A 24,670-nucleotide genomic window follows, 5' to 3' on the forward strand; every position below is an offset into this window, starting at 1 on the left:
AGCCAACATTGGTATCGAATCGGTATCGGCCCGCTGCCAGACCGGCCCAGCGGCTCGCCAGTCATTGATAGGTAAAACTTTGATTTCCACAGCGAACATCACCATGCAGTTCGGCGCCAAGCCGCTGTTCGAGAACGTTTCCGTCAAGTTCGGCAACGGCAACCGCTACGGCCTGATCGGCGCCAACGGTTGCGGCAAGTCCACCTTCATGAAGATCCTCGGCGGCGAACTGGAGCCCTCCTCCGGCCAGGTCATGCTGGAAAACGGCGTGCGCCTGGGCAAGCTGCGCCAGGACCAGTTCGCCTACGAGGACTTCTCGGTGATCGACACCGTGATCATGGGCCACGAGGAGCTGTGGAAGGTCAAGGCCGAGCGCGACCGCATCTACTCGCTGCCGGAAATGAGCGAGGACGACGGCATGGCCGTGGCCGAGCTGGAAGTGCAGTTCGCCGAGTTCGACGGCTACACCGCCGAGTCCCGCGCCGGCGAGCTGCTGCTGGGCCTGGGCATTCCCCTGGACCAGCACTTCGGCCCGATGAGCGCCGTGGCCCCGGGCTGGAAGCTGCGCGTGCTGCTGGCCCAGGCGCTGTTCTCCGACCCGGACCTGCTGCTGCTCGACGAGCCGACCAACCACCTGGACATCAACACCATCCGCTGGCTGGAAAACGTCATCACGGCGCGCAACAGCACCATGATCATCATTTCCCACGATCGTCACTTCCTCAACAGCGTCTGCACCCACATGGCCGACCTGGACTACGGCGAGCTGCGCCTGTTCCCGGGCAACTACGACGAGTACATGACCGCCGCCGAACAGGCCCGCGAGCGCCTGCTGTCGGACAACGCCAAGAAGAAGGCGCAGATCGCCGAGCTGCAGACCTTCGTCAGCCGCTTCTCGGCCAACGCCTCCAAGGCCAAGCAGGCCACCAGCCGCGCGCGCCAGATCGACAAGATCCAGCTGGAAGAGGTCAAGCCGTCCAGCCGCGTCAGCCCGTTCATCCGCTTCGAGCAGTTCAAGAAGCTGCACCGCCAGGCGGTGACCCTCGAGAAAGTCAGCCAGGGCTTCGACGGCGTGCCCCTGTTCAAGAACCTGAGCCTGCAGGTGGAAGCCGGCGAGCGCATCGCCATCATCGGCCCCAACGGCATCGGCAAGACCACCCTGCTGCGCACCCTGGTCGGCGAGATGCCGCCACAGGCCGGCGAAGTGAAGTGGACCGACAGCGCCGACGTCGGCTACTTCGCCCAGGACCACGCCGAGGACTTCGAGGACGACTACAACCTGTTCGACTGGATGGCCCAGTGGACCCAGGGCGGCGAGCAACTGGTGCGCGGCACCCTCGGGCGCATGCTGTTCTCCAACGACGACATCAAGAAGTCGGTGAAGGTGATCTCCGGTGGCGAGCAGGGGCGCATGCTGTTCGGCAAGCTGATCCTGAAGAAGCCCAACGTGCTGCTGATGGACGAGCCGACCAACCACCTGGACATGGAGTCCATCGAGGCGCTCAACCTGGCCCTGGAGAACTACCCGGGCACGCTGATCTTCGTCAGCCACGACCGCGAGTTCGTGTCCTCCCTGGCCACCCGCATCATCGAGCTGTCGGAGAACGGCGTGACCGACTTCAGCGGCAGCTACGACGACTACCTGCGCAGCCAGGGCGTGATCGTCTGATGCCACCCGCAGGGGATGCCGCGCCGGCATCCCCTTCCCCTCCCTTCCCGCAACGCCCTTCCCCACCGTCGATCCGCCGCCCCGCACGCCTGCGAAATTGGCGCGTACCCTGCAAGGATGTCCGCACCGCGGCGGCCGGCCGCGCCCAGGCGCCCGGCAACGCCCGTTCCAGAGGCTGCGTTGGGGGTGGAGAGCACCATGTTGGGGCGATTCGTCTGTTGCGTTCTGCTACTGATCTTCTCACTGGCGGCCGGCGCCGAAACGCTGAACGTCGGTTTCCATCGCCTGACCCTCGACGACCCGCTGGACCACCAGCCGATGCGCGCCATCGCCTTCTACCCGACGCGGGCGCCAACCGCCCCCACCACCCTCGGCCTGTTCACCCTGCCGCTGGCCGAGGAAGCCCCGGCGGTGGCCGGGCGCCACCCGCTGCTGGTCATCTCCCACGGAAACGGCGGCACCCCGCTGGCCCTGCGCGACCTGGTGCTGGCCCTGGCCCGGCGCGGCTTCGTGGTGGTCACCCTGCTGCACCCCGGCGACAACCTCCACGACCAGAGCCGCCTGGGCGCCCTGAGCAACCTCTACGGCCGCCCGCTGCAGGTGTCCGAAGCCATCAGCGCGGCCCTGGCCGACGAGCGCCTGGCGCCGCTGCTCGATCCCCGGCGCATCGGCGTGATCGGCTACTCCGCCGGCGGCGAGACGGCGCTGATCCTAGCCGGCGCCCAGCCACGCCTGGAGCGCCTGCGCCGCTACTGCACGCAACGCCCGGACGACCGCGACGCCTGCAGCGCCGGCGGCGAACTGCTGGCCGACCGCAACGACCTGGCGCCCATGGCCGACCCGCGGGTGGGCGCGGTGATGCTGCTGGCGCCGCTGGGGCTGATGTTCGGCAGCCGCGAACTGGCCGACGTGAACGTCCCGGTGCTGATCTACAGCGGCGACGCCGACAAGGTGCTGGACTGGACGCGCAACGCCGCCGCCCTGGCCCGCAAGCTGCCGCGCAGCGCCGACTTCCACGTGCTGCTGGGCGCCGGCCACTTCGTCTTCATGGCCCCCTGCAACGAAGAGGAAACCGCCGCCACCCCGGGCCTGTGCAAGGACGCCGAAGGGGTGGACCGGGTGGCCATTCATCGCCACCTGATTGGTGATGCACAGCGCTTCTTCGACGAGGCGCTGGAGCCTGAGCAAGTGCAGGCGATGTTGCGCTGAGGTTTGTCGCGGGGGGTGGTGTGGTTTGTAGGAGCGAGCTTGCTCGCGAAGGGTGTTCTGTCGGAGGGGCTTGATGTGGCTTAGTGTGGTGATGGGTATCGCTTCGCTCAGCCCATCCTACGGGGCTTTCCTGGAACTGTAGGAGCGGGCCCTGCCCGCGAATCGCGCGCAGGGCCCACTCCTACATGGGAATGGCGCGGGTGGGGCAGCGTAGGAGCGGATCTCATCCACGAACCGCGCCGGAACATCCGGCCATCGCGGACAAGGTCCGCTCCTACGCCCGTGCTTCCTGTAGGAGCAACTGTCTTGCGCCGAGGTGCTCTTCGTAGGATGGGTTGAGCTTGCGATACCCATGCTGCCGTGGTGATGGGTATCGCTTCGCTCAACGCCATCCTACGAAAAGCCGTGCTTCCTGGCACCGTAGGAGCGGACTCCGTCCGCGATTCTCTCAATCCCTACGACCACCCATACCGCCGCGCGAACCACCCCTTCACCGCCTGGGTCAGCCCCATGTAGCCCAGCAGGATCGCCACCAGCCACGGCCAGTAGCCCGGCGGCAGCGGCTGCATGTGGAAGTAGCGCGCCAGCGGTCCCATGGGCAGGAAGATCGCCAGCGCGCCGATGCCCGCGGTCATCGCCAGCAGCGGCCAGGAGGCGCGGCTCTGCAGGAAGGGGATGCGCCGGGTGCGGATCATGTGCACCACCAGCAGCTGCGAGAGCAGCCCCTCGACGAACCAGCCGGACTGGAACAGCGTCTGGTGGGCCGGGGCGTTGGCGCCGAATACGTGCCACAGCACCAGGAAGGTGGTGATGTCGAAGATCGAACTCAGCGGCCCGAAGAACACCATGAAGCGCCCCAGGCCGTCGGGGTTCCATTGCTGCGGGCGGCTCAGCTGTTCGGCGTCCACGCCGTCGAAGGGGATGGCGATCTGCGAGATGTCGTACAGCAGGTTCTGCACCAGCAGCTGCATCGGCAGCATCGGCAGGAACGGGATGAAGGCGCTGGCCACCAGCACGCTGAACACGTTGCCGAAGTTGGAGCTGGCGGTCATGCGGATGTACTTGAGCATGTTGGCGAAGGTGCGCCGCCCTTCCACCACGCCCTCCTCCAGCACCATCAGGCTCTTTTCCAGGAGGATCAGGTCGGCCGCTTCCTTGGCGATGTCCACCGCCGAGTCCACCGAGATGCCGATGTCCGCGCTGCGCAGCGCCGGGGCGTCGTTGATGCCGTCGCCGAGGAAGCCCACCACGTGGCCGCGCTCGCGCAGCACGCGGACCAGGCGTTCCTTGTGCGTCGGCGTCAGCTTGGCGAACAGCGTGGTGCGCTCGGCCAGTGCGCCCAGCTCGGCGTCGGCGATGTCGTCCAGCTGCGGGCCCAGCAGCACGCCATCGACCTGCAGGCCGACGTCGCGGCAGACCTTCAGCGTCACCCGCTCGTTGTCGCCGGTCAGCACCTTCACCGCCACGCCGTTGGCGGCCAGGGCGCGCAGGGCCGGGGCGGTGGTTTCCTTGGGCGGGTCGAGGAAGGCGATGTAGCCGTCCAGGCACAGCCCCTGCTCGTCGGCCAGGCCGTAGGTGTCGCGGTTGGTCGGCAGCTCGCGGGTGGCCACCGCGACCACCCGCAGGCCGTCCTGGTTGAGCGCTTCGGCCACCGCGCGGATGCACGCCAGGCGTTCGCCGGTCAGCGGTTCGACACGCTCTTGCTCGCGCACCGAGGCGCACACCGCCAGCACTTCCTCCAGGGCGCCCTTGCAGATCAGCAGGTGGTGGTCGTCGCGCTCGCTGACCACCACCGACATGCGCCGGCGGGCGAAGTCGAAGGGGATTTCGTCGACCTTGCGGTAGCGGCTGTCCACCCGCAGCGCCTGGCGCAGCTCCACGTGTTCGAGCACGGCCACGTCCAGCAGGTTCTTAAGCCCGGTCTGGTAGTGGCTGTTGAGGAAGGCCAGCTGCAGCACCCGGTCCTCCACCTCGCCGAAGGCGTCGGTGTGGCGTTCCAGGACGATGCGGTCCTGGGTCAGGGTGCCGGTCTTGTCGGTGCAGAGGATGTCCATGGCGCCGAAGTTCTGGATGGCGTCCAGGCGCTTGACGATGACCTTGCGCCGGCTCAGCGCCACCGCGCCCTTGGCCAGGGTCGAGGTGACGATCATCGGCAGCATTTCCGGGGTCAGGCCCACGGCGATGGACAGCGCGAACAGCGCCGCCTGCAGCCAGTCGCCCTTGGTGAAGCCGTTGAGCAGCAGGACGATGGGCGCCATCACCAGCATGAAGCGGATCAGCAGCCAGCTGACCTTGTTGACCCCGGCCTGGAAGGCGGTGGGCGTGTGGTCGCTGGCGATCACCCGTTCGGCCAGGGAGCCGAAGTAGGTCTGCGCGCCGGTGCCGACCACCACCGCGCGGGCCGAGCCGCTGACCACGGTGGTGCCCATGAAGCACAGGCTGTCGCGCTCCAGCGGGTTGCCCTGGCGGGCGTCGCGGACCTGGGCGAACTTCTCCACCGGCAGCGACTCGCCGGTGAGCGCCGCCTGGCTGACGAACAGGTCCTTGGCGCTGAACAGGCGCACGTCCGCCGGCACCATGTCGCCGGCCGACAGCCACAGCACCTCGCCGGGCACCAGTTGGCGGATCGGCACCTCCAGGCGCTGCGCCGCGCCCTGCCCGCCCTCGGGGTAGCGGAACACGGTGGCGGTGTTGCTGACCATGGCCTTGAGCTGTTCGGCGGCGTCGTTGGAGCGTTTCTCCTGGACGAAGCGCAGCAGCGTGGAAATGCCCACCATGGCGCCGATCACCACCGCCGCCTCGCTGTCGCCGGTGAACATGGAGACCAGCGCCAGCACGCTCAGCAGCAGGTTGAAGGGGTTGCAGTAGCACAGCCACAGGTGCCGCCACCAGGGCATCGGGCGCTCCTGGTCGACCTCGTTGAGCCCGACGCTGTCGCGCCGCTCGGCGGCCTCGGCCTCGCTGAGGCCCTCGCGGCGGCTGCCCAGGCGCTCGAACAGCGCCTGCGGCTCCAGCACCGACCATTCCAGCATGCCCTGGGCCAGCTGCGCCGGCGCCTGGCGCCCGGCCGCCGAGCCACGCAGCAGGTCGAGCAGCACCAGCCGGCGCAGCTGCCGGGCGGGCAGGCCCTTGTTGAGGAACTCCAGCAGGTGGGTCCTGATCTGTTCGAAACGCATGACGACTCCCCGATCACTGCCGCCCTGACCAGCGGCAGCGGGAGTCTGCAAGGGGTTCCTTAAGACGCCATGAAGACGGGAGAGCCTGCTCACGATCTGCTGCGCGTCGGCATAACTGCGTTGAAAGCAGGCGAGTGATGCTCATTTAGCGGACTAAACTGCGCCCCCTCGCCTGCTTTCGCCTTGTTCTGCTCTAGCTCGCGAGATCGTGAACAGGCTCTTTAAAAGTCGCGCTTGTAGAAGATGTCCAAAGAGCTGGCCAAACCGCTGGCGGCCTCCAGGTAGACCTTCTTGCTCAGCAGGTAGCGCAGGGCGATGGTGTTGGCCGGCTCGAACACGCCCACGCCGTAGCGCAGGCTCAGGCGCTCGGAGAGCTGGCCGCTGGCGACCACGCTGGTGCTGGTGCCGGTGCCCTCGGTGCCCAGCTCGAAGTCCTTGATGCCCAACTGCTTGGCCACCTCGCCGGTGATCGGTGCGCTGCCGGCCAGGCCCAGGGCCAGGGCGGCCTCGCCGAGCATGTTGCTGTCCTCGCCGGTGGACAGCGGACGGCCCATGACCAGGTAGGACAGCGCCTGCTCCTGGCTCATCGCCGGCTCCGAGAATACCTCGCTGCGTGGCTGCTCGGCGTTGCCGGTCAGGCGCAGGCCGGCGATCACGTCGTCGACCTTGCGGATCGCCTCGATGTCCAGGTACGGCTGGTCGATGGGGCCGGCGAACAGCAGGCGCGCGCGGCGGATGCTGAGTTTCTGCCCGTAGGCCCGGTAGCGGCCCTTGTTCAGGCTCAGTTCGCCGCGGGTGTCCATGTCGTCGCCGATGTGCACCTGGCCGGCCAGCTCGGCGCTCAGGCCGAAGCCGCTGAAGGTCAGCTTGTCCTGGCCGACCAGCACGTCCACGTCCATGGCCAGGTGCGGGCCGCCCTGCTCCTTGGGCGGCGCGCCGACGATCAGGGTGTCGTCGGAGAGCTTCACCGTCGAGGGCGGCAGCTGGCGGATGACGATGGCCCCGCGCGGCACCTGCACCTTGCCGGAAACGCTGAGCTTCTGGTCGGCCATGCGCAGCGCCAGGTCCGGGGTGACCTCGAGGTTGGCGTAGGGCTCGACGCTCACCGGCAGGTCCGTGCCGCGCACCGCCAGGTCCATGTCCAGGCCCTGGCTCCAGGCCAGGTAGCCGCCCAGGCTGCCGTTGCCCTTGTCGCCGCCGCTCCAGGTGCCGCTGAGGTCGACGCGCTCGCCGGCGATGCGCGCCAGCACCTGCAGGTTGGCCAGGCGCGTCGGCAGGTCGCCGCCGGACAGCTCGCCGCCGGAGAGCCGCAGCTCGCCGTCCAGGCGCGGCTGCATGAGGCCGCCGGAAATGCGCCCGTTGCCGTCCAGGCGGCCCTTGAGCGTCTCGACCATGGGCACGAAGGGCCGCGCCACCGCCAGGTCCAGCCCGGCGAGGGTGAAGCTGCCGCTCAGCGGCTTGTTCTTCGGCCGCGGGTCGAGCACCGCCTGGGCGTCCAGGGTGCCGAGCTTGTTGCCGTGGAACTGCAGGCTGCTGTCGATGCGGGAGGGCGTCAGGCGGCTTTCCAGGCGCAGGCTCTGGTAGGGGAAGTCGAGCCACTGGTCCTGTTCTTTCAGGCGCAGGGTGCCGGCGCCGGCGTCCAGCAGGATGTTGCCGTTGGGGCCGCGGGCCGGCAGGTCGAGCTTGACGTCGCCGTTGAGCTTGCCCTGCCAGGCGAAGTCCTCGGGCAGCCAGCGCGCCAGGCTGTCCAGCGGGAAGTCGCGCAGTTGCCAGCGCAGCTGCGGCTCCGGCAGCAGGCGCTGTTCGCCGCCGCAGAGGCTGGCCGGGCCGGAGGCCCAGCAGTGCGCACCCAGGTTCAGGCGGCCGTCGGCCAGGCGCTCCAGGCGCGCCGGCTGCTGCAGACGCCAGTCCTGGCCGCCGCTGTGGATTTCGCCCTTGGCCAGGCGGCCGCGCCAGTCGCGGCCGTTCCAGCTGCCGTCGAAGCCCAGCGCCAGCACCAGCGGGCGCCCCTGCAGGGACAGGTCGAGCTGCTGGCGTTGCAGGTCGCCCTGGCCGCTGGCCTTGAACTGGCCCAGGCGCGTGTCGCCGGCGCGCACGCCGTCGGCCAGCAGCTCCAGGCGGCCGCGCTGGGCGGCGTCGAGGCGGGCGCTGAGGTCGAGGCTGCGCACGCCGTTGTCCTGGAAGGCCAGGCGCTGGCCCTTGAGGCTCAGCTCGCCCTGGGGCGCCTTGAGGCTGCCGGCCAGGTCGAGGCGGCCGTTCAGCTGGCCCTGCAATTGCGGCCAGAGCTGGCCCAGGCGCGCCAGGGCGATGTCCAGGCGCCCGGCCAGGCGCTGGTCGAGGCTGGCCTGGCCGCTGATGCGGTTGTCGCCCAGGCGCAGTTCCAGGCCGTCGACCTTCCAGTTCTGGCCCTGGCCGTTGGCGGCGGTCTTGAAGACCGCCGGCTGGCCGCGCAGGCGCCCTTGCAGGTCGAGGTTGGCCTGCACGGCGAGCACACCGTTCTTGAAACTGCCCTGGCTGCTCAGCGGCCCGCCGAGCTTGCCCGGCAGTTCGGCGACCCAGTAGGCCGGGTCGAAGTCGCTCAGCTTCAGTTGCGCATCCCAGGCCAGGGTGTCGGCAAACTTCAGGCCCAGGCTGCCCTCGGCCTTGCCCTGCCCGGCGACCAGTTGCAGCGACGGCAGGTGCACCTCGGCGAGGTTGCCGGACACCGGGCTGCTGAGCTGGAAGGCGCCGGCCGGGCCGCTGAGTTCGGCGGCGAAGTTGCCCAGGTAGGCCTCGTCGCGGTATTGCAGGTCGGCTTGCAGGCGGTGCATGGAGACCGGCGGCGGCTCCATGGGGTACAGGCGCAGCCAGGGGAAGTCCAGCCAGTCCAGCTTGGCGTCGGCGGCGAAGCCCTCCTGCCAGTCGAGGCGGCCGCTCAGGCCCAGGCGCTGTTCCGGCGCGGCGATGAGGTTCAACGCGGCGATGTCCGCACCCTTGGCGTCAACACGCCCCTGCAAGGCCAGGGCGACGTCGCCGCCCTCCCCCGGTAGCACGGCCGAACCGTTGATGCGGTAGCCGGCGGCCAGGTCGCCCGCCGCTTGCAGCTGCACCTTGTTCAGCACCAGGGTGTCGGGCAGGTCGGCCGCGCCGCGGAAGCCGTCGGCGCTGATCTTCGCGCTGGCCGGCAGGTTCTCCGCCAGGGGTTGCAGGTCGCCGCTCAGGTGGCCTTGCAGGTAGCCGCTGCTGTCGGCTTCCAGCAGCAGGTGGCCGAGCAGTTCGCCCTTGGCCTGCAGCTTCAATGCCCAGGGCTGCTCGCCGGGCGCCGGCAGGCGCAGGCTGCCCTGGGCCTGCAACGGCCAGTTGCCCTGCGGGGTGAGCAGGCCGCTCAGGTCTACGGCCAAGTCACCGCGGGCGGCCTTGAGCACGTCGATGTGCAGGCCGTCGGCTTCCCAGTGGGCGCTGGCCTGGACGTTGCTGACCTGTTCGTTGCCATCGAGCAGGAAGCTGCCCAGGCGCACCTCGCCCAGGCGCACAGCCAGCGGCAGTTTCAACGCCGGCAGCTGGATCGGCCCCTCGCTGGGTTCCGCTGGCCCCGGCGCCAGGCGCAGCTGCACGCGCTCGACGATCAGGCGGTCGATGCACAGCGCGCCTTGCAGCAGGCAGGCGGGCGACCAGGCGAACTGCGGCCGCTCGACCTCCAGCTCGGTGGCGCCGTCGCTCCAGGCCAGGCGCTCGGCCTGCCAGGCGCCGCCCAGCCGGCCGGCATAGCCCTGCACCTGCAGGCCCGGCACCAGGCCCAGGGCCCAGCGGCTGCCGGCCTCGCTGCCGAGGATGGCGGCCAGCGCCACGGCCAGCAGCAGGATCAGGCCGAGCAGCGCGGCCACCAGGTATTTCAGCAGGCGCTTCACAGCTCGGGCCCCATGGAGAAGTGGATGCGCCAGCCACCGCCCTCGTCCAGGCCATCGGCCAGGTCCAGGCGCAGCGGCCCCACCGGCGACACCCAGCGGATGCCGAAGCCGACGCCGGTCTTGATCGAGGGGAAGTCCAGCGAGTTGAAGGAGTTGCCCTGGTCGATGAAGGTCGCCAGGCGCCATTTTTCGGCCAGCGGGTACTGGTATTCTACGCTGCCGGCGACCATGTAGCGCCCGCCGATGCGGTCGCCCTGGGAGTTCTTCGGCGACAGCGTCTGGTAGTCGTAGCCGCGCACGCTCTGGTCGCCGCCGGCGAAGAAGCGCAGCGACGGCGGGATGCTCGAATAGTCGTTGGTGGCGATGAAGCCGACCTGGGCGCGGCCGAGCAGGCGGTGGCCGCCGGCGAAGGTGGTCAGGCCCTTGGCCATGGCGCTGACGTGGGCCAGGTCGGCGTCGGCCAGCAGGCCCTCCTTGGCCACCTTGGTCTCCAGTTGCAGGCGGTAGCCCTGGTGGGGGTCGACCTTGTTGTCGGCGTGCAGGATGGAATAGCCGAAGCCGGGCATGAGGAAGCTGCTGTTGCCCGAGTCGTCGCCCAACAGGTATTCCTCGTGCAGCCAGCCCAGGGAGAACGAGCGCTGCCAGCCGCTGGGCAGCTTGCGCAGCCATTCGCCGCCGAGGGTGAACTGCTTGCTCTCGGTGTCCACCAGGTCTTCGTTCTGGTAGCCGGTGGTGAAGCGCAGCTTGTCGGTCAGCGGCGGGTCCAGCGGCACCTCGTACCAGGCGCCGACGTTCTGCCGCGGCCCGGAGACTTCGGCCTCGGTGCCCAGGCTGTGGCCCTGGGGGTTGACCCAGTGGCGCGTCCAGCTGAACTTGGCGCGCGGCCCCACGTCGGTGGAGAAGCCCAGGCCGACGCCGAGCGAGCGCGGCTTGCGCGCGGTGAGGTGGACCGCCACCGGGATGCTCGCGCCCTTGGCCTGCAGCGGCGAGGCGTCGACGCGCACGCCGTCGAAGTAGCCGCTGGACTGCAGGGCCTGGTTGAGGTCGGCGATGAGTTCGGAGTCGTAGGCCTCGCCCTGCCGGAAGGGCACCATGCGCCGCAGCAGTTCCTCGTCGAAGGGGTAGTCGCCGCTGAAGCTGACCGCGCCGAGGGCGAAGCGCGGGCCGCTGGCGTAGACCAGCTCGATGTCGGCCACCCCGGCCTCGGGGTCGACGCGCAGTTGCTGGCGGGTGAACTGGCCGCGGAAGAAGCCGAAGCGCGAGGCCTGGTTCTGGATCAGCCGCTTGGCGTCCTCGTAGGTGCCGTGGTTGAGCTGCGCGCCGGGCTTCAAAGTATCGCCGCCGGGCACTCGGAAGCTCTTCAGCTTAGCCGCCGGCCCCTCAATGCGGATGTCGACCGTGCGCAGCTTCACCGGCTCGCCGGGCGAGACGTCGATGCGCAGGCGCGGGTTCTTGGCGTCGCCACGCACCCGCGCGCGGATGCGCGCCTGGTAGTAGCCCAGCGCCTGGGCGGCCTGCACGGCCTGCTGCTGGACCGTGCGACGCAGGCGTCGCAGGGCGGTTTCGTCGCGCCCCTCGACGCTGCCCACGTAGGCCTCGATATTGGCCTTGAGCGCCGAGCTGGCGGGGTCGATACGTACATCGAGCTGGCTTTCCGCTGCCACAGCCGCGCCGATCCAGCACAGCAGGCCCATCAGCGCTAGCCGAATCGTTCCTTGGAGTCTCATGGCGCGAGATGCTAGCACGATGGCCGTGACAATCCAGCGCCGCGGCCCCTGCGCCGCGGCTTTGCGCAATGGCGAGGGGCTATCAGCCCTCGCGGGCCAGGCGCGCTTCCGGCTGCGGATTGGGGTGGAACAGCACGTGTTCGCGCAGCGGCCCCAGCGCCACTTCGCCCACCTCCTCGTAGCCGTGGCGGCGGTAGAAATCCAGGTAGCGGGCGTTGCCGGTGTCCAGCACCAGGCCCTGGGAATCCACGTCGTCGACGCACCAGGCATGCAGGGCGTCGAGCAGTTGTTCGCCGAGGTGGCGGCCCTGGAATTCCGGGTGCACGCCCAGCAGCGGCAGCACGTGGTAGGGCCCCGGCGGCAGGCAGCCGAGCACGGCCTCGTGGTAGGCCAGGTAGCGCCGCGTGCAGCGGAAGCCGGTGGTGAGCAGCATGCGCATGCGCCAGGCCCAGCTGTCGGTGATGTCCAGGCGGCGTTGCGGCGGGGCGATCAGCGCCACCGCCACCAGGCGCTCGTCGATCACCAGGCCGAGCACCGGCAGGTCCTCGGACAGATGCCGGTTGGTCAGCTCGCGCACGGTGGCGCGCACCCGCTGGTCGAAGCCGGGGCGGTCGCTTTCGAACAGGTAGGCGAAGGTCGGCTCGTGGCGGTAGGCGTGGTAGAGCAGCGAGCGGATTTCCCGGGCGTAGGAATCGCCCAGCAGGCGGACTTCGGCGAGCGTCTCAGGCATGCGGACACCTCTTGTTATCGTGTTTGGGCCCAGAGCCGAACCCTAGCAGCGCCGCGCCCGCACCGCCAGCGAACGCAGCCGGGCCGTCGCGGCATTTGCCGCTGCCGGCGCCAGCGGCTAGCATCGTCACTTTGCCCAGGACGCTGCGGATGAAAATCGTCTCTTTCAATATCAATGGCTTGCGTGCCCGCCCCGCCCAACTCAAGGCGATCGTCGAGACGCACCAGCCCGACGTCATCGGCCTGCAGGAAACCAAGGTCGCCGACGACCAGTTCCCCCGCGAAGAGATCGAGGCCCTGGGCTACCAGGTGCACTTCCACGGCCAGAAGGGCCACTACGGCGTGGCCCTGCTCTCGCGCCAGGCGCCGCTGGAAATCCGCTACGGCTTCCCCAACGACGGCGAGGATGCCCAGCGCCGCTTCATCTGGGGCACCTTCGCCGACGCCGACGGCCAGCCGATCACCGTGATGAACGGCTACTTCCCCCAGGGCGAAAGCCGCGAGCACCCGGTGAAGTTCCCCGCCAAGCAGCGCTTCTACGCCGACCTGCAGCAGTTGCTGGAGAACCAGTTCAAGCCCGAGCAGCGCCTGGTGATCATGGGCGACATCAACATCTCGCCGGAAGACTGCGACATCGGCATCGGCGAGGAGAACCGCAAGCGCTGGCTGCGCACCGGCAAGTGCAGCTTCCTCCCCGAGGAGCGCGAGTGGCTGGGCAAGCTCAAGGCCTGGGGCCTGGTGGACAGCTTCCGCCAGCTGCACCCGCAGGTGGACGACCGCTTCAGCTGGTTCGACTACCGTAGCCGCGGCTTCGAGGACGAGCCCAAGCGCGGCCTGCGCATCGACGTCATCCTCGCCTCCGAGGCGCTGCGCCCGCGCCTGGCCGATGCCGGCATCGACTACCAGATCCGCGGCATGGAAAAGCCCTCCGACCACGCGCCCATCTGGCTCAAGCTGAGCTGATCAGCCAGCGGCGCGCGCCAGCCAGTCGGCCAGCGCGCGCTGCAGTGCGGCCAGCGCCGCGTCGGCCTGGCCCAGGCGCGCTTCCAACCCTTCGCCGTCGCCTTCGCAGATTCTCTGCAGGGCGCGGCAATGCCCTTCCGCCTCGGCGGCGCCGATGATCGCCGCGGCGCCGGCCAGGCGGTGCGCCAGGTCGCCCAGCGCCTTGCGGTCGCCGCGGCTGCGGGCCTGGTGCAGTTGCTCGATGTCGCCGGCATTGGCCTGCGCCAGGGTCCGCACGAACTCCCGCGCCGCCTCGCTCTCCAGCGGCTGCGGGCCGAACAGGCCGCGCAGGTCGAAGGTCGCCTCGGCGGCCGGCTCGGCCAGCCCGGCCGGCGCCATGCGCTGCGCGCCGGCCAGCGCCTGGGCCAGCATGTCGAGGGTCAGCGGCTTGAACAGCACCTGGTCCATGCCGGCGTCGCGGCAGCGCTGCACTTCTTCCTCCTGGGCGTTGGCCGTGGCGCCGATCACCCGGCAGCGCCGCCGCCCTTGCTCCCGCTCGTGGGCGCGGATGCGCCGGCTCAGCTCGTAGCCGTCGACGCCGGGCATCCGGCAATCGCTGATGACCGCATCGAAGTCGCCGGCCAGCCAGGCCTGCCAGCCCTCCTCGCCGCCAGCCGCCAGGGTGGCGCTGTGGCCCAGGTGCGCCAGTTGCTGGTGGAACACCATGCGGTTGGCCGGGTGATCGTCCACCGCCAGCACCCGCAGCGCGCCCGTGGCGCTGGCGCTGGCGCCCGGTTGCGTGGCGTCCGGCGGCGCCTCGGTGAGCGCCAGCGGCAGGCGCACGCTGAAGCAGGAACCCTGGCCGGGCTCGCTGCGCAGGCCGAAGGCGCCGCCCATCAGCTGCACCAGGCGCTGGCTGATGTGCAGGCCCAGGCCGGTGCCCTGGCCCCTGGCGCCCGGCTCCACCTGGACGAAGGGCTGGAACAGCCGGGCCTGGTCCTCGGCGGAAATGCCGATGCCGCTGTCGATCACCTCCACCAGCAGCTCCAGGCGCTCGCCCTGGCGCTGGGCGCTGGCCCGCACGCGCACGCCGCCGCGCTCGGTGAACTTCACTGCGTTGTTCAGCAGGTTGAACAGCACCTGCTTGAAGCGCAGCGCATCCAGCAGCACCCAGCGGTCCAGCTCGCCCTCGGTCTCCAGGTCCAGGCCCAGGCCCTTCTGCGTGGCCAGGCCGGCGAACAGCGCCACCGCGCCTTCGATCTCGCGGCGCAGCAGCGCCGGCTGCGGCGTGGAGTCGATGCGCCCGGATTCGATGCGCGCCAGGTCCAGCACGTTGCCGATCAGCATCAGCAGGGCCCGCGCGGCGTCCTGCGCCACTTCCAGCGCCTCGCGGTCGAGCACGCCGCCGCGGGCCTTTTCCAGCACCAGTTCCTGCAGGCCGACGATGGCGTTCATCGGCGTGCGGATCTCGTGGCTCATGGTCGAGAGGAACTGGCTCTTGGCGGCGCTGGCCTGGTCCGCGCGCTGCCGCTCGCGCTCCAGCTGGTTGATCAGTTGCTGGCGCTCGGTCAGGTCGACCCAGCCACCGATCACGCCCTGCACCACGCCGTCGCCATCGTGCTGGGCCACCGCCCAGTGGTAGACGTAGTGATCGCCGTCGCGCAGGCGCAGCACGTAGTCGCCCGGCGCCGGCATCTCGCCGTCGGTCACCTGCTGGCGGTGCACCTGCATCAGGCGCTCGGCCTCCTCCTCGGGGAACCAGCCCAGCTCGCCGATGGCCTTGCCCAGGCAGTCCTCCAGGCGCGCGTCGAACATGCGCAGCATGGCCTGGTTGCAGAGGTCCAGGTGGCCCTCGCGGTCGAGGCGGTAGACCGGGTTGGGCAGCGCCTCGATCAATTCGTTGAGCAGCCCCACCTGGGCGCCCAGGCGCCGCTCGGCGCGCCGCGTGCGCAGCACCTGGCGGTTGAGGTAGAAGCCCCAGACCAGCGACAGCAGCACCAGCGCGCCGGCCAGCGCGGCGCCGCTGAGGATCGCCTGGCGGTGCTCGGCCCAGAAGTCGCCGCCGCCGGAGGCCAGGCGCGGTTCCCAGCGCCGCACCAACTCGGCCACCTCCTCCGGGTCCACCGACAGCTGGGCCTTCTCCAGGATGGAGTAGAGCTCCGGCTGGTCCGGGCGCACGCCGATGCTGAAGGGGGTGCTCAGGTCTTCGAGTATGCCGGCGACCTTGAGGCTGTCCTTGAACTCGCCGGCGATCAGCGCGCGGGCGCTGAACAGGGTGCTGACGGCCGCCTCGCTGCGCTGCTCGGCCACCTCGCGCAGGGCCTGGCGCTGGTTGCCCGCCGACTCCAGGCGGGTGTCCGGGTAGCGCTCGATCAGCGCGCGGTTGAGGTAGGGGTCGATGGCGATGGACACGCGCTTGCCGGCCAGGTCGTGGAGGTCGTGGACGGCCGCCGCGTCCTTGCGCATCACCAGGAGCATGGTGGCCCGCAGGTAGGGCGGCAGCAGCGCCAGGCCCTCGTTGCTCGGCGGCACCACCGGCGTCAGCCAGGCGCGCCCGGCGTGCAGCTCGCGGAACACGTCGGCGTAGTCGTCCACCGCGGCATAGGCGAAGCGCAGGCCGGAGCGCTGGCCCAGCAGGTCCAGGTAATCGCGGGCGATGCCGCTGACGCGCCCGTCGGCGTCGGCCTGGGCCAGCGAGCCGCTGTGGCGGTTGACCACCACCGGCACCCGCGGGTGCTCGGCCAGCCAGCGGTTTTCCCGCGGCGTCAGCACCACCCGCTGGCCGCCCAGGCGCAGGCGCTCGCCGGCGCTCCAGCGGCGCAGGATCTCCTCGTTGCGCTGCACGTCGATGCGCGCCAGGCCGCGGTCCACCAGGCCGAGCAGGCGCTCCTCGCCGGGCCGCATGAGGAAGCCGAAACCGGCGCTCTCCAGCGGCGCGAAGTTGTCGATGCGCAGGTTGAACAGGTAGTTCATGTTGATCAGGTAGTGCACCGACAGCGCATCGCCGAGCATGCCGTCGACGTTGCCCAGGCTCAGCGCCTCCAGGGCCCGCAGCGGCGAGGCGAAGAGCAGGACGCGGCTGTTGGGATAGGCCGCCTGCACCTGGGCCAGGCGCAGGTAGTCGGCCACCAGCGCGAGGGTGGTGCCGGGGCGGCTGGCGTCGAACGGGCGGGCATCGTCGCTGACCAGCACCGGCTGGTCCTGCAGGTAGGCGCGGCTGAGCAGCAGGCCGCGGGCCTCGGCCTCGCTGGCGGTGCCACCGCAGACCATGTCGATCTCGCCCTTGCGCAGCGCCTCCAGCGCCGCCTCCCGCGAGGGGTAGGCATAGACGCGCTGGTAGCTGCCGGCCAGCAGCCCCAGGTAGTCGGCGCTGACGCCCTCCAGGCGGCCGCCGCCGACGATCTGCAGCGGCGGCCGGTCGACCTGCGCCACGCCGACGCGCAGCGGGCCGCGCTGCGCCAGCCAGTCCCGCTCGGCGGGGCTCAGCCAGCTATTGGGCATGTGCGCGCTGTAGCCGGAGAGGGTCAGCGGTTGCAGCGGCGGCTGGTCGACGGCCAGGGCCGGCGCCGCGCCCAGCAGCAGGGCAGAGCAGAGGATGAGGCCGCGTACTGGGGACATGGCGCTCCTTGCGGGAATGGCTCGGCAGCCCGGACGGACCGCTGCTGAATGACTATAGCCAAAGCGGCGGCGCCCACCCGGCGCGCCCGCAAGGCCCGGCGTCACCGCACTGAAACCTTGCCCGCCTATGCTCCCGGCCTCGTCCGCAACCGCCCTGGAATCACCGATGCCGCACTTCACGCGCCACGACAAGGACGCCTGGCCCGTCACCCTCGCCTGGCTGATCATCGCCTTCGTCTGCTACGCCCTGCCCTGGCACGCCTTCGCCGCCCTGCCCGCCGCCCCGGAGGGCCAGCCGGTGCTGCGCATCCAGGGCTCCAACACCATAGGCGCGCACCTGCTGCCGGAACTGGTGAAGGGGCTGCTGCTGGAACAGGGCTACAAGGCCATCCTCGCCGAGCCCGGCCAGGCGCAGAACGAAACGCGGGTCCGCGCCCGCGACGCCCAGGGCCGCGACGTCGTGGTGGAGGTAGCCGCCCACGGCAGCAGCACCGGCTTCGCCGCGCTGAAGGACGGCAGCGCCGAGATCGCCGCCGCCTCGCGGCCGATCAAGGACGCCGAGGCCGTGGCGCTGTCCGCCTCGGGCAACCTGCGCGGCGCCAAGGCCGAGCAGGTGATCGGCATCGACGGCCTGGCCATCGTCGTGCACCCGGACAACCCGCTGCGCGAACTGACCACCGCCCAGTTGGCCCAGGTCTTCGCCGGCGAGGTGACGACCTGGGAAGAACTCGGCGGCCGCGGCGGCGCCATCCACCTGTACGCCCGCGACGACAACTCCGGCACCTTCGACACCTTCAAGGAACTGGTGCTGGCCAGCCACGGCAAGCCCCTGGCCGCCTCCGCCCAACGCTTCGAATCCAGCGACGCGCTGTCGGCCAAGGTCGCCGCGGACCCGCAGGGCATCGGCTTCGTCGGCCTGGCCTCGGTGCTCAAGGCGCGCGCCCTGGCCATCGCCGACGGCGAGTCGCGGGCGATGCTGCCCTCCCCCGGCAGCATCGCCACCGAGGACTACCCGCTGTCGCGCCGCCTGTACCTCTACATCAAGCCCAACGAGCGCAACCCCTGGGCCCAGGCCCTGGTGCAGTTCGCCCAGGGCGACCGTGGCCAGGCCCTGGTCAGCGGCAGCGGCTTCGTCGGCCAGCGCGTGCAGGCCATGCGCGTGCAGCCCGCCGAGGGCATGCCCGAGCAGTACAAGGCCTTGGCCCGCGAGGCCCGGCGGCTGTCGCTGAACTTCCGCTTCCACGAGGGCAGCGCCACCCTGGACAACAAGGCCCAGCGCGACGTCGAGCGCCTGCTGGCCTACCTGCGCCAGCACGACAAGCTCGACGGCAAGGCGGTGCTGGTCGGCTTCGGCGACGCCCGCCAGGACCCGGCCCGCGCGCAGCTGCTGTCCAAGCTGCGGGCCATGGCGGTGCGCCGCGAACTGGCCAAGGAAGGCGTGGTCTTCCACGGCATCGAAGGCATGGGCGCGGCCCTGCCGGTGGCGGCCAACGACGACCAGGAAGGCCGGGTGAAGAACCGCCGCGTGGAGGTCTGGGTGTACTGACCCAAGGCAGCCCAAGGCGCCCGGCCCTGGTCTAGGCTGTTAATGTAGGAGTGAATGGGTCGTAGGAACTTGTTACCTTCCCCCGCTTGCCTCGCGACCACGCTCTGTTATTTTTCCCGCCGTGACGCCGGGCCCCTCTGACGGTCGCTGACCGCCATGTCGGAGTCACTTTCGACAACGACAGCAAGAGAGGGCCCGCATGGCACCCCTATTGGATTTCCTCAACACCCCCTTCCTCGGCACCGCCGCCTGGTTCTGGCTGCTGTTCCTGGCCATCGTCATCCTCCTCCTGTTCCTCGACCTAGGCGTGCTGCAGCGCGACCACCACGAGATCGGCGTGCGCGAGAGCCTGCTGCTCTCGGCCGGCTACTTCAGCTGCGGCCTGGCCTTCGGCGGCTTCGTCTGGTACGAGTTCGGCGCCACCAGCGCCATGGAGTACTACACCGGCTTCCTGGTGGAGCAGTCGCTGTCGATGGACAACGTGTTCGTCATGGCGATGATCTTCGGCTTCTTCGGCATCCCCCGCCGCTACCAGCATCAGGTGCTGTTCTGGGGCATCCTCGGCGCCATCGTCATGCGCGCCATCATGATCGGCCTGGGCGCCGCGCTGGTCAGCGAGTTCGAGTGGATCATGTACGTGTTCGGCGCCTTCCTGCTGTTCAGCGGCGTGAAGATGCTGCTGGTCAAGCACGAGGAAGAACCCGACCTGGCCAACAACCCGGTGCTGCGCTTTTTGCGCAAGCACATCCGCGTCACCGAGCAGCTCCACGAGCACCACTTCTTCGTGCGCAAGCCGGACGCCTCAGGCAAGCTGGTGCGCTTCGCCACCCCGCTGTTCCTGGCGCTGATCCTCATCGAGCTGGCCGACGTGGTGTTCGCGGTGGACAGCGTGCCGGCGATCTTCGCCATCACCAAGGACCCGTTCATCGTCTACACCTCGAACATCTTCGCCATCCTCGGCCTGCGCGCCCTGTACTTCTCGCTGGCGGCGATGATCCACCGCTTCGTCTACCTGAAGTACGCCCTGGCCCTGGTGCTGGTGTTCATCGGCGCGAAGATCTTCGCCCACGGCTTCATCGGCAAGGTTCCCGCCGTGCTCTCGCTTGGGGTAACCTTCGGCCTGCTCGCTGGTGGCATACTGCTGTCACTGCTCAAGACGCGCAAGGCAGGCGAGCAGGAGCTGGAAATCGTCAGCCGGGAGACCCTGCATGCAGGACGAGGTGAAGATCGAGGCCATTGAAGTCCAGGGCCGGCCCTGGTGGCTGGTGCGCCTGGGCCACCGCGGCCTGCGCTTTTCCCAGGAATCCCTGGCCCGCGCCTTCGCCGCCCAGTTGCATGTGCGCCGCCAGTGGTGGCAGCAGCACGGCGAAGACGAACCCAACGAACGCACCTGAGCCCCCGCCCGCCGCCGGCGGGGCGCTCGCAGCGGCGCTAGTGGCTGCGCCGACCCTTGAGCACCTTGACGATCTCGCCGATCAGGTTCACCACCAGCACCCGCTCGCTTTCCGCCAGCTCCTGAAGCAGGTCGCCGATGGCCTCGGCCTGCTCGGCGACGTCGATCGAGTCCTTGCGGAAGAGGTCGCTCAGCGGGCATTCGAGGATTTCCGCGATCTGTCCCAGGCGATGCAACGTCGGCGATATCACGCCGTTCTCCATGCGGCTGATGGTTTCCTTCTCCACCCCTATCCCCTCTGCTATCTGTGCCTGCGTCAGCCCCTTGGCCCTGCGGCGGTTGGCGATGGCTGCGCCGACTTCATGGACCACGTTCCGACCTTTCATGCGAATTGACCTCATACATCATCCGATATAACGCCTCAAGCCATTTTCAGGGGAGCTTGCGTGCGGCTGAAGGACGCATGACGTCTACAAATGTTTCTTAATAGATCATTGACTAATTGACTTTCCTTTTCACGGGAGAACAGGATAGGGCTGATTGCCATCACTTCGCCCCCATGGCGCAGCCGGTCCGATGGTGGTTTGCCACGAAAGGAAGTCCGCAATGTTGTCCAAGCTGAAAATACGCACGGGAATGCTCATCGTCCTGGCCGCCCTGGCCGCCGCCCTCCTGCTCTCGATCTTCACCGGCTGGAACAGCGCCCGCAGCAGCGACCAGCAGATCCAGTCGCTGAACCGCGTGGCGGTGGAGCGCAACAACCAGTTGCAGAAAGCCTACGCACGCCTGCTGCGCGCGCGCATCGCCATGGCCGGCGCCTTCCTCGAAGCGCGCGCCGGCGATGCCGACAAGGCCCGCGTCAGCGTGCAGCGCAGCGAGGAACTGTTCCGCGAGGCCGGCGAGAGCTTCGCCCGCTTCAGCCAGTCCAATGGCGAGGAGGCGGACTGGCAGGCCCAGGGCAAGGCGCTGCAGGCGGCCTTCAACGACTACAACGCGGTGCTGGTGGAGCAGATGCAGGTGCTGCGCGCCGGCTCGGAGAGCGGCTACATCCAGAGCAACCTCAAGGCGCGCGAGGCCAACGACCGCCTCGACCAGGCGCTGCTGGCCTTCGAAAGCCGGATCGAGGCGCACGCCCAGGCGGTGATGCTCGACGCCCACCAGCGCTACGCCATGGCGCGCGTGGAAGCCATCGCCCTGGCCAGCCTGGCGGTGCTGCTGCTCGGCGCCTGCTGGTGGTTCATCGCCCGTTGCGTGCTCGCCCCGCTGCGCGAGGCCGGCGAGCATTGCGACCGGCTGGCGCTGGGCGACCTGCGCCAAGGCATCGCGGCCGGCGCGGACAACGAGATCGGCCAACTGCTCGGCGCCCTGGGGCACATGCAGGACGGCCAGCGCGGCATGCTCAGCGGCATCTCCGCCTCGGCCAGCCGCCTGGCCGCGGCCGCCGAGGAGCTCAGCGCGGTGACCGAGGACGGCAACCAGGGCCTGAGCCAGCAGCACCGCGAGCTGGAACAGGCGGCCACCGCCGTCACCGAGATGACCAGCGCGGCCGAGGAAGTGGCGCGCAACGCCAGCGCCACCTCGGAAACCTCCCAGGCCTCCAACCAGCTCGCCCAGCAGAGCCGCAACCAGGTGCGCACCACCCTGGAGGAGATCGGCGCCATGGCCGACGGCATCCAGGCCGTGGCCCAGCACGTGCAGACGCTGGAGGCCCAGGCCAACGGCATCGGCAAGGTGCTCGACGTGATCCGCGCGGTCTCCGAGCAGACCAACCTGCTCGCCCTCAACGCCGCCATCGAGGCGGCGCGCGCCGGGGAAGCCGGGCGCGGCTTCGCGGTGGTCGCCGACGAGGTGCGCACCCTGGCGCACCGCACCCAGGACTCGACCCAGGAAATCGAGCAGATGATCGAGGAAATCCAGCAGGGCACCGGGCGCGCCGTCGAATCCATGAACGAAAGCGCCCAGCGCTCGCGGGCGACGCTGGAACGCACCCGCGCCTCGGGGCAGACCCTGGAGCAGGTGTTCGAGACCATCGGCCAGATCAGCGAGCGCAACCTGGTCATCGCCAGCGCCGCGGAGGAACAGGCCCAGGTGGCCCGCGAGGTGGACCACAACCTGCTGAACATCCGCGACCTGTCCACCCGCGCCGCGGCCGGCGCCCAGCAGACCAGCGCCGCCAGCCACGAGCTGTCGCGCCTGGCGGTGGAGCTCAACGACATGGTGCTGCGCTTCAAGCTCTAGCCCCGTTCCTCGACCACCAGGCCGGAGTGCAAGCATGCCGATCCGCAGTATTCCCGACCTCCCCCGGATGCTCTCCGAAGCCCTGGAGCATGCCGAGACCGCTCTTTGCATCAACGACGACGGGCAGCGCCTGCTGTACTGCAACCGCGCCTTCGGCCGGCTGCTCGGCCATGCCCCGGAAAGCCTGGTGGGCCGCCCGTTCGACGAACTGGTGGACGCGCAGCCGGCGGCCAACGGCCGCGTGGAAGCCCTGGTGCGCTGCCATGACGGCCGGCGCATCTGGTGCGGCATCGCCAGCACCGGGCTGAACCGCGCCACCGGCGAGCCCGACCTGCAGCTGCTGGCGCTCACCGAGATCACCCAGTCGAAAATCCACGAGGTGCTGCTGGACCGCCTGCTCGAAGGCATGGCCCGCGACGAGCCGCCGGAACACCTGATGGAAGCGGCCTGCCTGGAGATCGAACGGCTGCTGCCGCGGACCAGCGCCTCGGTCCTGCGGGTGAACGCAGGCCGCCTGCACCCGCTGGCCGGGCCGAGCCTGCCGCCCGCCTACCTGCAGGCCCTGGACGGCCTGCCCCTGGGCGACGGCCCGGGCAGCGAGGGCGCCTGGGCCGGCGAGGTCGAGCGCCATCCGCTGTGGTCCGCCTACCGCCACCTGCTGCCGCCGGAGCTGCGCAGCTGCAGCATCACGCCGATCCGCTCCAGCGCCGGCCAGCTGATCGGCAGCTTCGTCTGCTACGGCCGGGGGGAACAGGCGCCCTGCGCGACGCAACAATGCCTGCTGGACATCTGCACGCACCTCTGCGCGCTGGTGCTGGAGCGCGACCAGGCGCGCACGCGCATCCACCAGCTCGCCTACTACGATGACCTCACCGGCCTGCCCAACCGCCACCTGCTGCAGAACCTGGCCAGCGCCGAGCTGGCCGGCGCCGCCGAGCGCCGGCAGGGCCTGGCGGTGCTGTACATCGGCCTGGACCGCTTCCGCCAGATCAACGATTCCTTCGGCCGCCCCTCCGGCGACGAGCTGCTGCGCACCATCGCCCGGCGCCTGCGTCAGGCTTGCCGCGACGAGGACCACGTCGGGCGCCAGGCCAACGACGAGTTCGTCGTCCTGCTGCCGGGCTGCGACCGCGCGGCGGCCAGCGTCCACCTCGCCCGCCTGAAGGCCGCGCTCGACGCGCCCTGGCGGGTCGCCGGCGCGCCCCACAACCCCTCGGCGAGCATCGGCATCAGCCTGTTCCCGGAGGATGGCGAGGACTTCCAGAGCCTGCTGCGCCACGCGGCGATGGCGATGAACCAGGCCAAGGGCAAAGGCAAGGGCCGCGGTGGCCACGTGTTCTTCAGCGAGGAACTGGAACGCCTGGCGCAGGAACGCGTGGCGCTGGAGAGCGCCCTGCGCGAAGCCCTCGCCAGGCAGCGCCTGCACCTGAACTACCAGCCGCTGGTGGACATCCGCGCGGGCCGCCTGCGCGGCGCCGAGGTCCTGGCCCGCTGGCACCACCCGCAGTTGGGCAACATCTCCCCGGAGCGCTTCATCCCCCTCTCCGAGGAATGCGGGCTGAGCATCGAACTGGGCCGCTGGGTGCTGCGCGAAGCCTGCCGGCAGTTGGCCGAGTGGCGCCACGCGGGCCTGCAGGTGCCGGAGATATCGGTCAACCTCTCCGCCGGCGACTTCCAGGACCCGCAACTGCCCGTCGCGGTGCTGCGCACCCTGGAGGAACACGGCCTGCACGGCACCGACCTGACCCTGGAAATCACCGAAAGCGCACTGATGGAAGCCGACAGCGACACCCTGGGCGTGCTCGACCAGCTGCACGAACTGGGCATCCGCCTGGCCCTGGACGACTTCGGCACCGGCTACTCCAGCCTGGCCCGGCTGAACCGCCTGCCGGTGCAGGAACTGAAGCTGGACCGCAGCTTCGTCCGCGACCTGGAGAGCAACAGCACCAGCCGCACCCTCAGCGATGCCGTGCTGAACATCGGCCGCAGCCTGGGCATGACGGTGGTCGCCGAGGGCATCGAGAACCCCGAGCAACTGCGCATCCTCGAAGCCCAGGGCTACACGGTGGCCCAGGGCTACCTGCTGTCCCCGCCGCTACCGGCCGAAGGGTTCGCGGCATGGCTGAAGGCGAGGCAGTTGGCGGGGTGATTCTGTAGGAGCGAGCTTGCTCGCGAACACTGGGTTATTCCCCTTCGGGCCAGCGCAAGCGCTGTTCGCGATGGAGCCGCGTCCCGCGTTCGCGGGAATGACGGGGGGAAGGATGGCGCCTGACCTCCAAGCCACTCAGGACAGCCCCCTCTCCCTTCAGGGAGAGGGTTGGGGAGAGGGCGCTCTCAACCCCCAGCACCTACGCCACCTGGAAACCCGTTCGCGAGCAAGCTCGCTCCTACAGGCTACGGCGTATAACCGCGAACGGTTATACGCCCTACGTTTCAGGATGACTCTGGATTCACCGCCCACTCCGGACGGCCCCCTCTCCCTCCGGGAGAGGGCTGGGGTGAGGGCGCTCTCAAACCCAGCACCTGCGCCACCGGG

General features: G+C 69.7%; 14 protein-coding genes. 8 read left to right on the forward strand and 6 right to left on the reverse strand.

Annotation, left to right across the window (positions count from 1 at the left end):
* The first annotated feature begins 79 nt into the window (after positions 1-79).
* Both BM060_RS28445 and BM060_RS28450 read left to right on the forward strand, forming a co-directional pair.
* Positions 80-1,669 (forward strand): ABC-F family ATPase, encoded by a 1,590-nt coding sequence (locus tag BM060_RS28445; protein WP_074985334.1) that lies wholly within the window; start codon positions 80-82, stop codon positions 1,667-1,669.
* 198 nt (positions 1,670-1,867) lie between these two features.
* Positions 1,868-2,878, forward strand: a complete 1,011-nt coding sequence (locus BM060_RS28450) for an alpha/beta hydrolase family protein (protein WP_074985336.1) — start codon at positions 1,868-1,870, stop codon at positions 2,876-2,878.
* A 455-nt stretch (positions 2,879-3,333) separates the two neighbouring features.
* Here the strand turns inward: BM060_RS28450 and mgtA are convergent, their stop codons facing one another.
* The 4 genes from mgtA to BM060_RS28470 form a co-directional block, all read right to left on the reverse strand.
* A complete protein-coding gene (mgtA, locus tag BM060_RS28455) occupies positions 3,334-6,054 on the reverse strand; it encodes a magnesium-translocating P-type ATPase (RefSeq protein WP_074985338.1) in 2,721 nt (906 codons plus the stop codon).
* 221 nt (positions 6,055-6,275) lie between these two features.
* The gene (locus BM060_RS28460; RefSeq protein ID WP_074985340.1) at positions 6,276-9,941 is read right to left on the reverse strand and encodes a translocation/assembly module TamB domain-containing protein; all 3,666 of its coding nucleotides are present in this window, start codon (positions 9,939-9,941) and stop codon (positions 6,276-6,278) included.
* Positions 9,938-11,635, reverse strand: coding sequence for an autotransporter assembly complex protein TamA (locus BM060_RS28465; protein ID WP_135500015.1), 1,698 nt, complete (start codon positions 11,633-11,635; stop codon positions 9,938-9,940). Before BM060_RS28465 ends, BM060_RS28460 begins: the two co-directional genes overlap by 4 nt.
* Before the next feature lie 115 nt (positions 11,636-11,750).
* Positions 11,751-12,398, reverse strand: a complete 648-nt coding sequence (locus BM060_RS28470; protein ID WP_061561340.1) for a GNAT family N-acetyltransferase — start codon at positions 12,396-12,398, stop codon at positions 11,751-11,753.
* 149 nt (positions 12,399-12,547) lie between these two features.
* Here BM060_RS28470 and xthA point away from each other — a divergent pair, with 149 nt between their 5' ends.
* Entirely contained in the window at positions 12,548-13,360 is an 813-nt protein-coding gene (gene xthA, locus BM060_RS28475; protein ID WP_074985345.1) for an exodeoxyribonuclease III, read from the forward strand.
* Here the strand turns inward: xthA and BM060_RS28480 are convergent, their stop codons facing one another.
* Positions 13,361-16,957, reverse strand: coding sequence for an ATP-binding protein (locus BM060_RS28480; protein ID WP_074985347.1), 3,597 nt, complete (start codon positions 16,955-16,957; stop codon positions 13,361-13,363).
* Positions 16,958-17,123: 166 nt separating this feature from the next.
* On the opposite strand from BM060_RS28480, the gene BM060_RS28485 reads away from it, so the two are divergent.
* The 3 genes from BM060_RS28485 to BM060_RS28495 all read left to right on the forward strand — a co-directional run bounded on the left by BM060_RS28485 (position 17,124) and on the right by BM060_RS28495 (position 19,897).
* The gene (locus BM060_RS28485) at positions 17,124-18,503 is read left to right on the forward strand and encodes a substrate-binding domain-containing protein (protein WP_074985349.1); all 1,380 of its coding nucleotides are present in this window, start codon (positions 17,124-17,126) and stop codon (positions 18,501-18,503) included.
* Positions 18,504-18,702: 199 nt separating this feature from the next.
* Positions 18,703-19,743: a TerC family protein gene (locus BM060_RS28490; RefSeq protein WP_074985351.1), complete on the forward strand. Its 1,041-nt coding sequence runs from the start codon at positions 18,703-18,705 to the stop codon at positions 19,741-19,743.
* A complete protein-coding gene (locus BM060_RS28495) occupies positions 19,712-19,897 on the forward strand; it encodes a hypothetical protein (RefSeq protein WP_074985405.1) in 186 nt (61 codons plus the stop codon). The genes BM060_RS28490 and BM060_RS28495 overlap by 32 nt, the downstream gene beginning before the upstream one ends.
* A gap of 37 nt (positions 19,898-19,934) precedes the next feature.
* Here the strand turns inward: BM060_RS28495 and BM060_RS28500 are convergent, their stop codons facing one another.
* Positions 19,935-20,282 (reverse strand): helix-turn-helix domain-containing protein, encoded by a 348-nt coding sequence (locus BM060_RS28500; protein ID WP_074985353.1) that lies wholly within the window; start codon positions 20,280-20,282, stop codon positions 19,935-19,937.
* A gap of 220 nt (positions 20,283-20,502) precedes the next feature.
* On the opposite strand from BM060_RS28500, the gene BM060_RS28505 reads away from it, so the two are divergent.
* Together BM060_RS28505 and BM060_RS28510 are read left to right on the forward strand one after the other, a co-directional pair.
* Positions 20,503-22,134 carry a methyl-accepting chemotaxis protein gene (locus tag BM060_RS28505; protein WP_074985355.1) on the forward strand — a complete coding sequence of 544 codons (1,632 nt, stop codon included), beginning with the start codon at positions 20,503-20,505 and terminating at the stop codon, positions 22,132-22,134.
* A gap of 34 nt (positions 22,135-22,168) precedes the next feature.
* Complete coding sequence (locus tag BM060_RS28510; RefSeq protein WP_074985357.1) at positions 22,169-24,283, forward strand: putative bifunctional diguanylate cyclase/phosphodiesterase; 2,115 nt, start codon at positions 22,169-22,171, stop codon at positions 24,281-24,283.
* The last annotated feature ends 387 nt before the right edge of the window (positions 24,284-24,670 follow it).

The sequence above is a fragment of the Pseudomonas citronellolis genome (assembly GCF_900112375.1).
GTDB classification, from domain to species: Bacteria; Pseudomonadota; Gammaproteobacteria; order Pseudomonadales; family Pseudomonadaceae; genus Pseudomonas; species Pseudomonas citronellolis.

What these genes read in the sequence shown, in the direction of transcription:
- BM060_RS28450 (WP_074985336.1), top strand. Translation starts at nt 1,868, where the DNA reads ATGTTGGGGCGATTCGTCTGTTGCGTTCTGCTACTGATCTTCTCACTG.
- mgtA (WP_074985338.1), bottom strand. Translation starts at nt 6,054, where the DNA reads ATGCGTTTCGAACAGATCAGGACCCACCTGCTGGAGTTCCTCAACAAG.
- BM060_RS28465 (WP_135500015.1), bottom strand. Translation starts at nt 11,635, where the DNA reads ATGGGCCTGCTGTGCTGGATCGGCGCGGCTGTGGCAGCGGAAAGCCAG.
- BM060_RS28470 (WP_061561340.1), bottom strand. Translation starts at nt 12,398, where the DNA reads ATGCCTGAGACGCTCGCCGAAGTCCGCCTGCTGGGCGATTCCTACGCC.
- xthA (WP_074985345.1), top strand. Translation starts at nt 12,548, where the DNA reads ATGAAAATCGTCTCTTTCAATATCAATGGCTTGCGTGCCCGCCCCGCC.
- BM060_RS28480 (WP_074985347.1), bottom strand. Translation starts at nt 16,957, where the DNA reads ATGTCCCCAGTACGCGGCCTCATCCTCTGCTCTGCCCTGCTGCTGGGC.
- BM060_RS28485 (WP_074985349.1), top strand. Translation starts at nt 17,124, where the DNA reads ATGCCGCACTTCACGCGCCACGACAAGGACGCCTGGCCCGTCACCCTC.
- BM060_RS28490 (WP_074985351.1), top strand. Translation starts at nt 18,703, where the DNA reads ATGGCACCCCTATTGGATTTCCTCAACACCCCCTTCCTCGGCACCGCC.
- BM060_RS28495 (WP_074985405.1), top strand. Translation starts at nt 19,712, where the DNA reads ATGCAGGACGAGGTGAAGATCGAGGCCATTGAAGTCCAGGGCCGGCCC.
- BM060_RS28500 (WP_074985353.1), bottom strand. Translation starts at nt 20,282, where the DNA reads ATGAAAGGTCGGAACGTGGTCCATGAAGTCGGCGCAGCCATCGCCAAC.
- BM060_RS28505 (WP_074985355.1), top strand. Translation starts at nt 20,503, where the DNA reads ATGTTGTCCAAGCTGAAAATACGCACGGGAATGCTCATCGTCCTGGCC.
- BM060_RS28510 (WP_074985357.1), top strand. Translation starts at nt 22,169, where the DNA reads ATGCCGATCCGCAGTATTCCCGACCTCCCCCGGATGCTCTCCGAAGCC.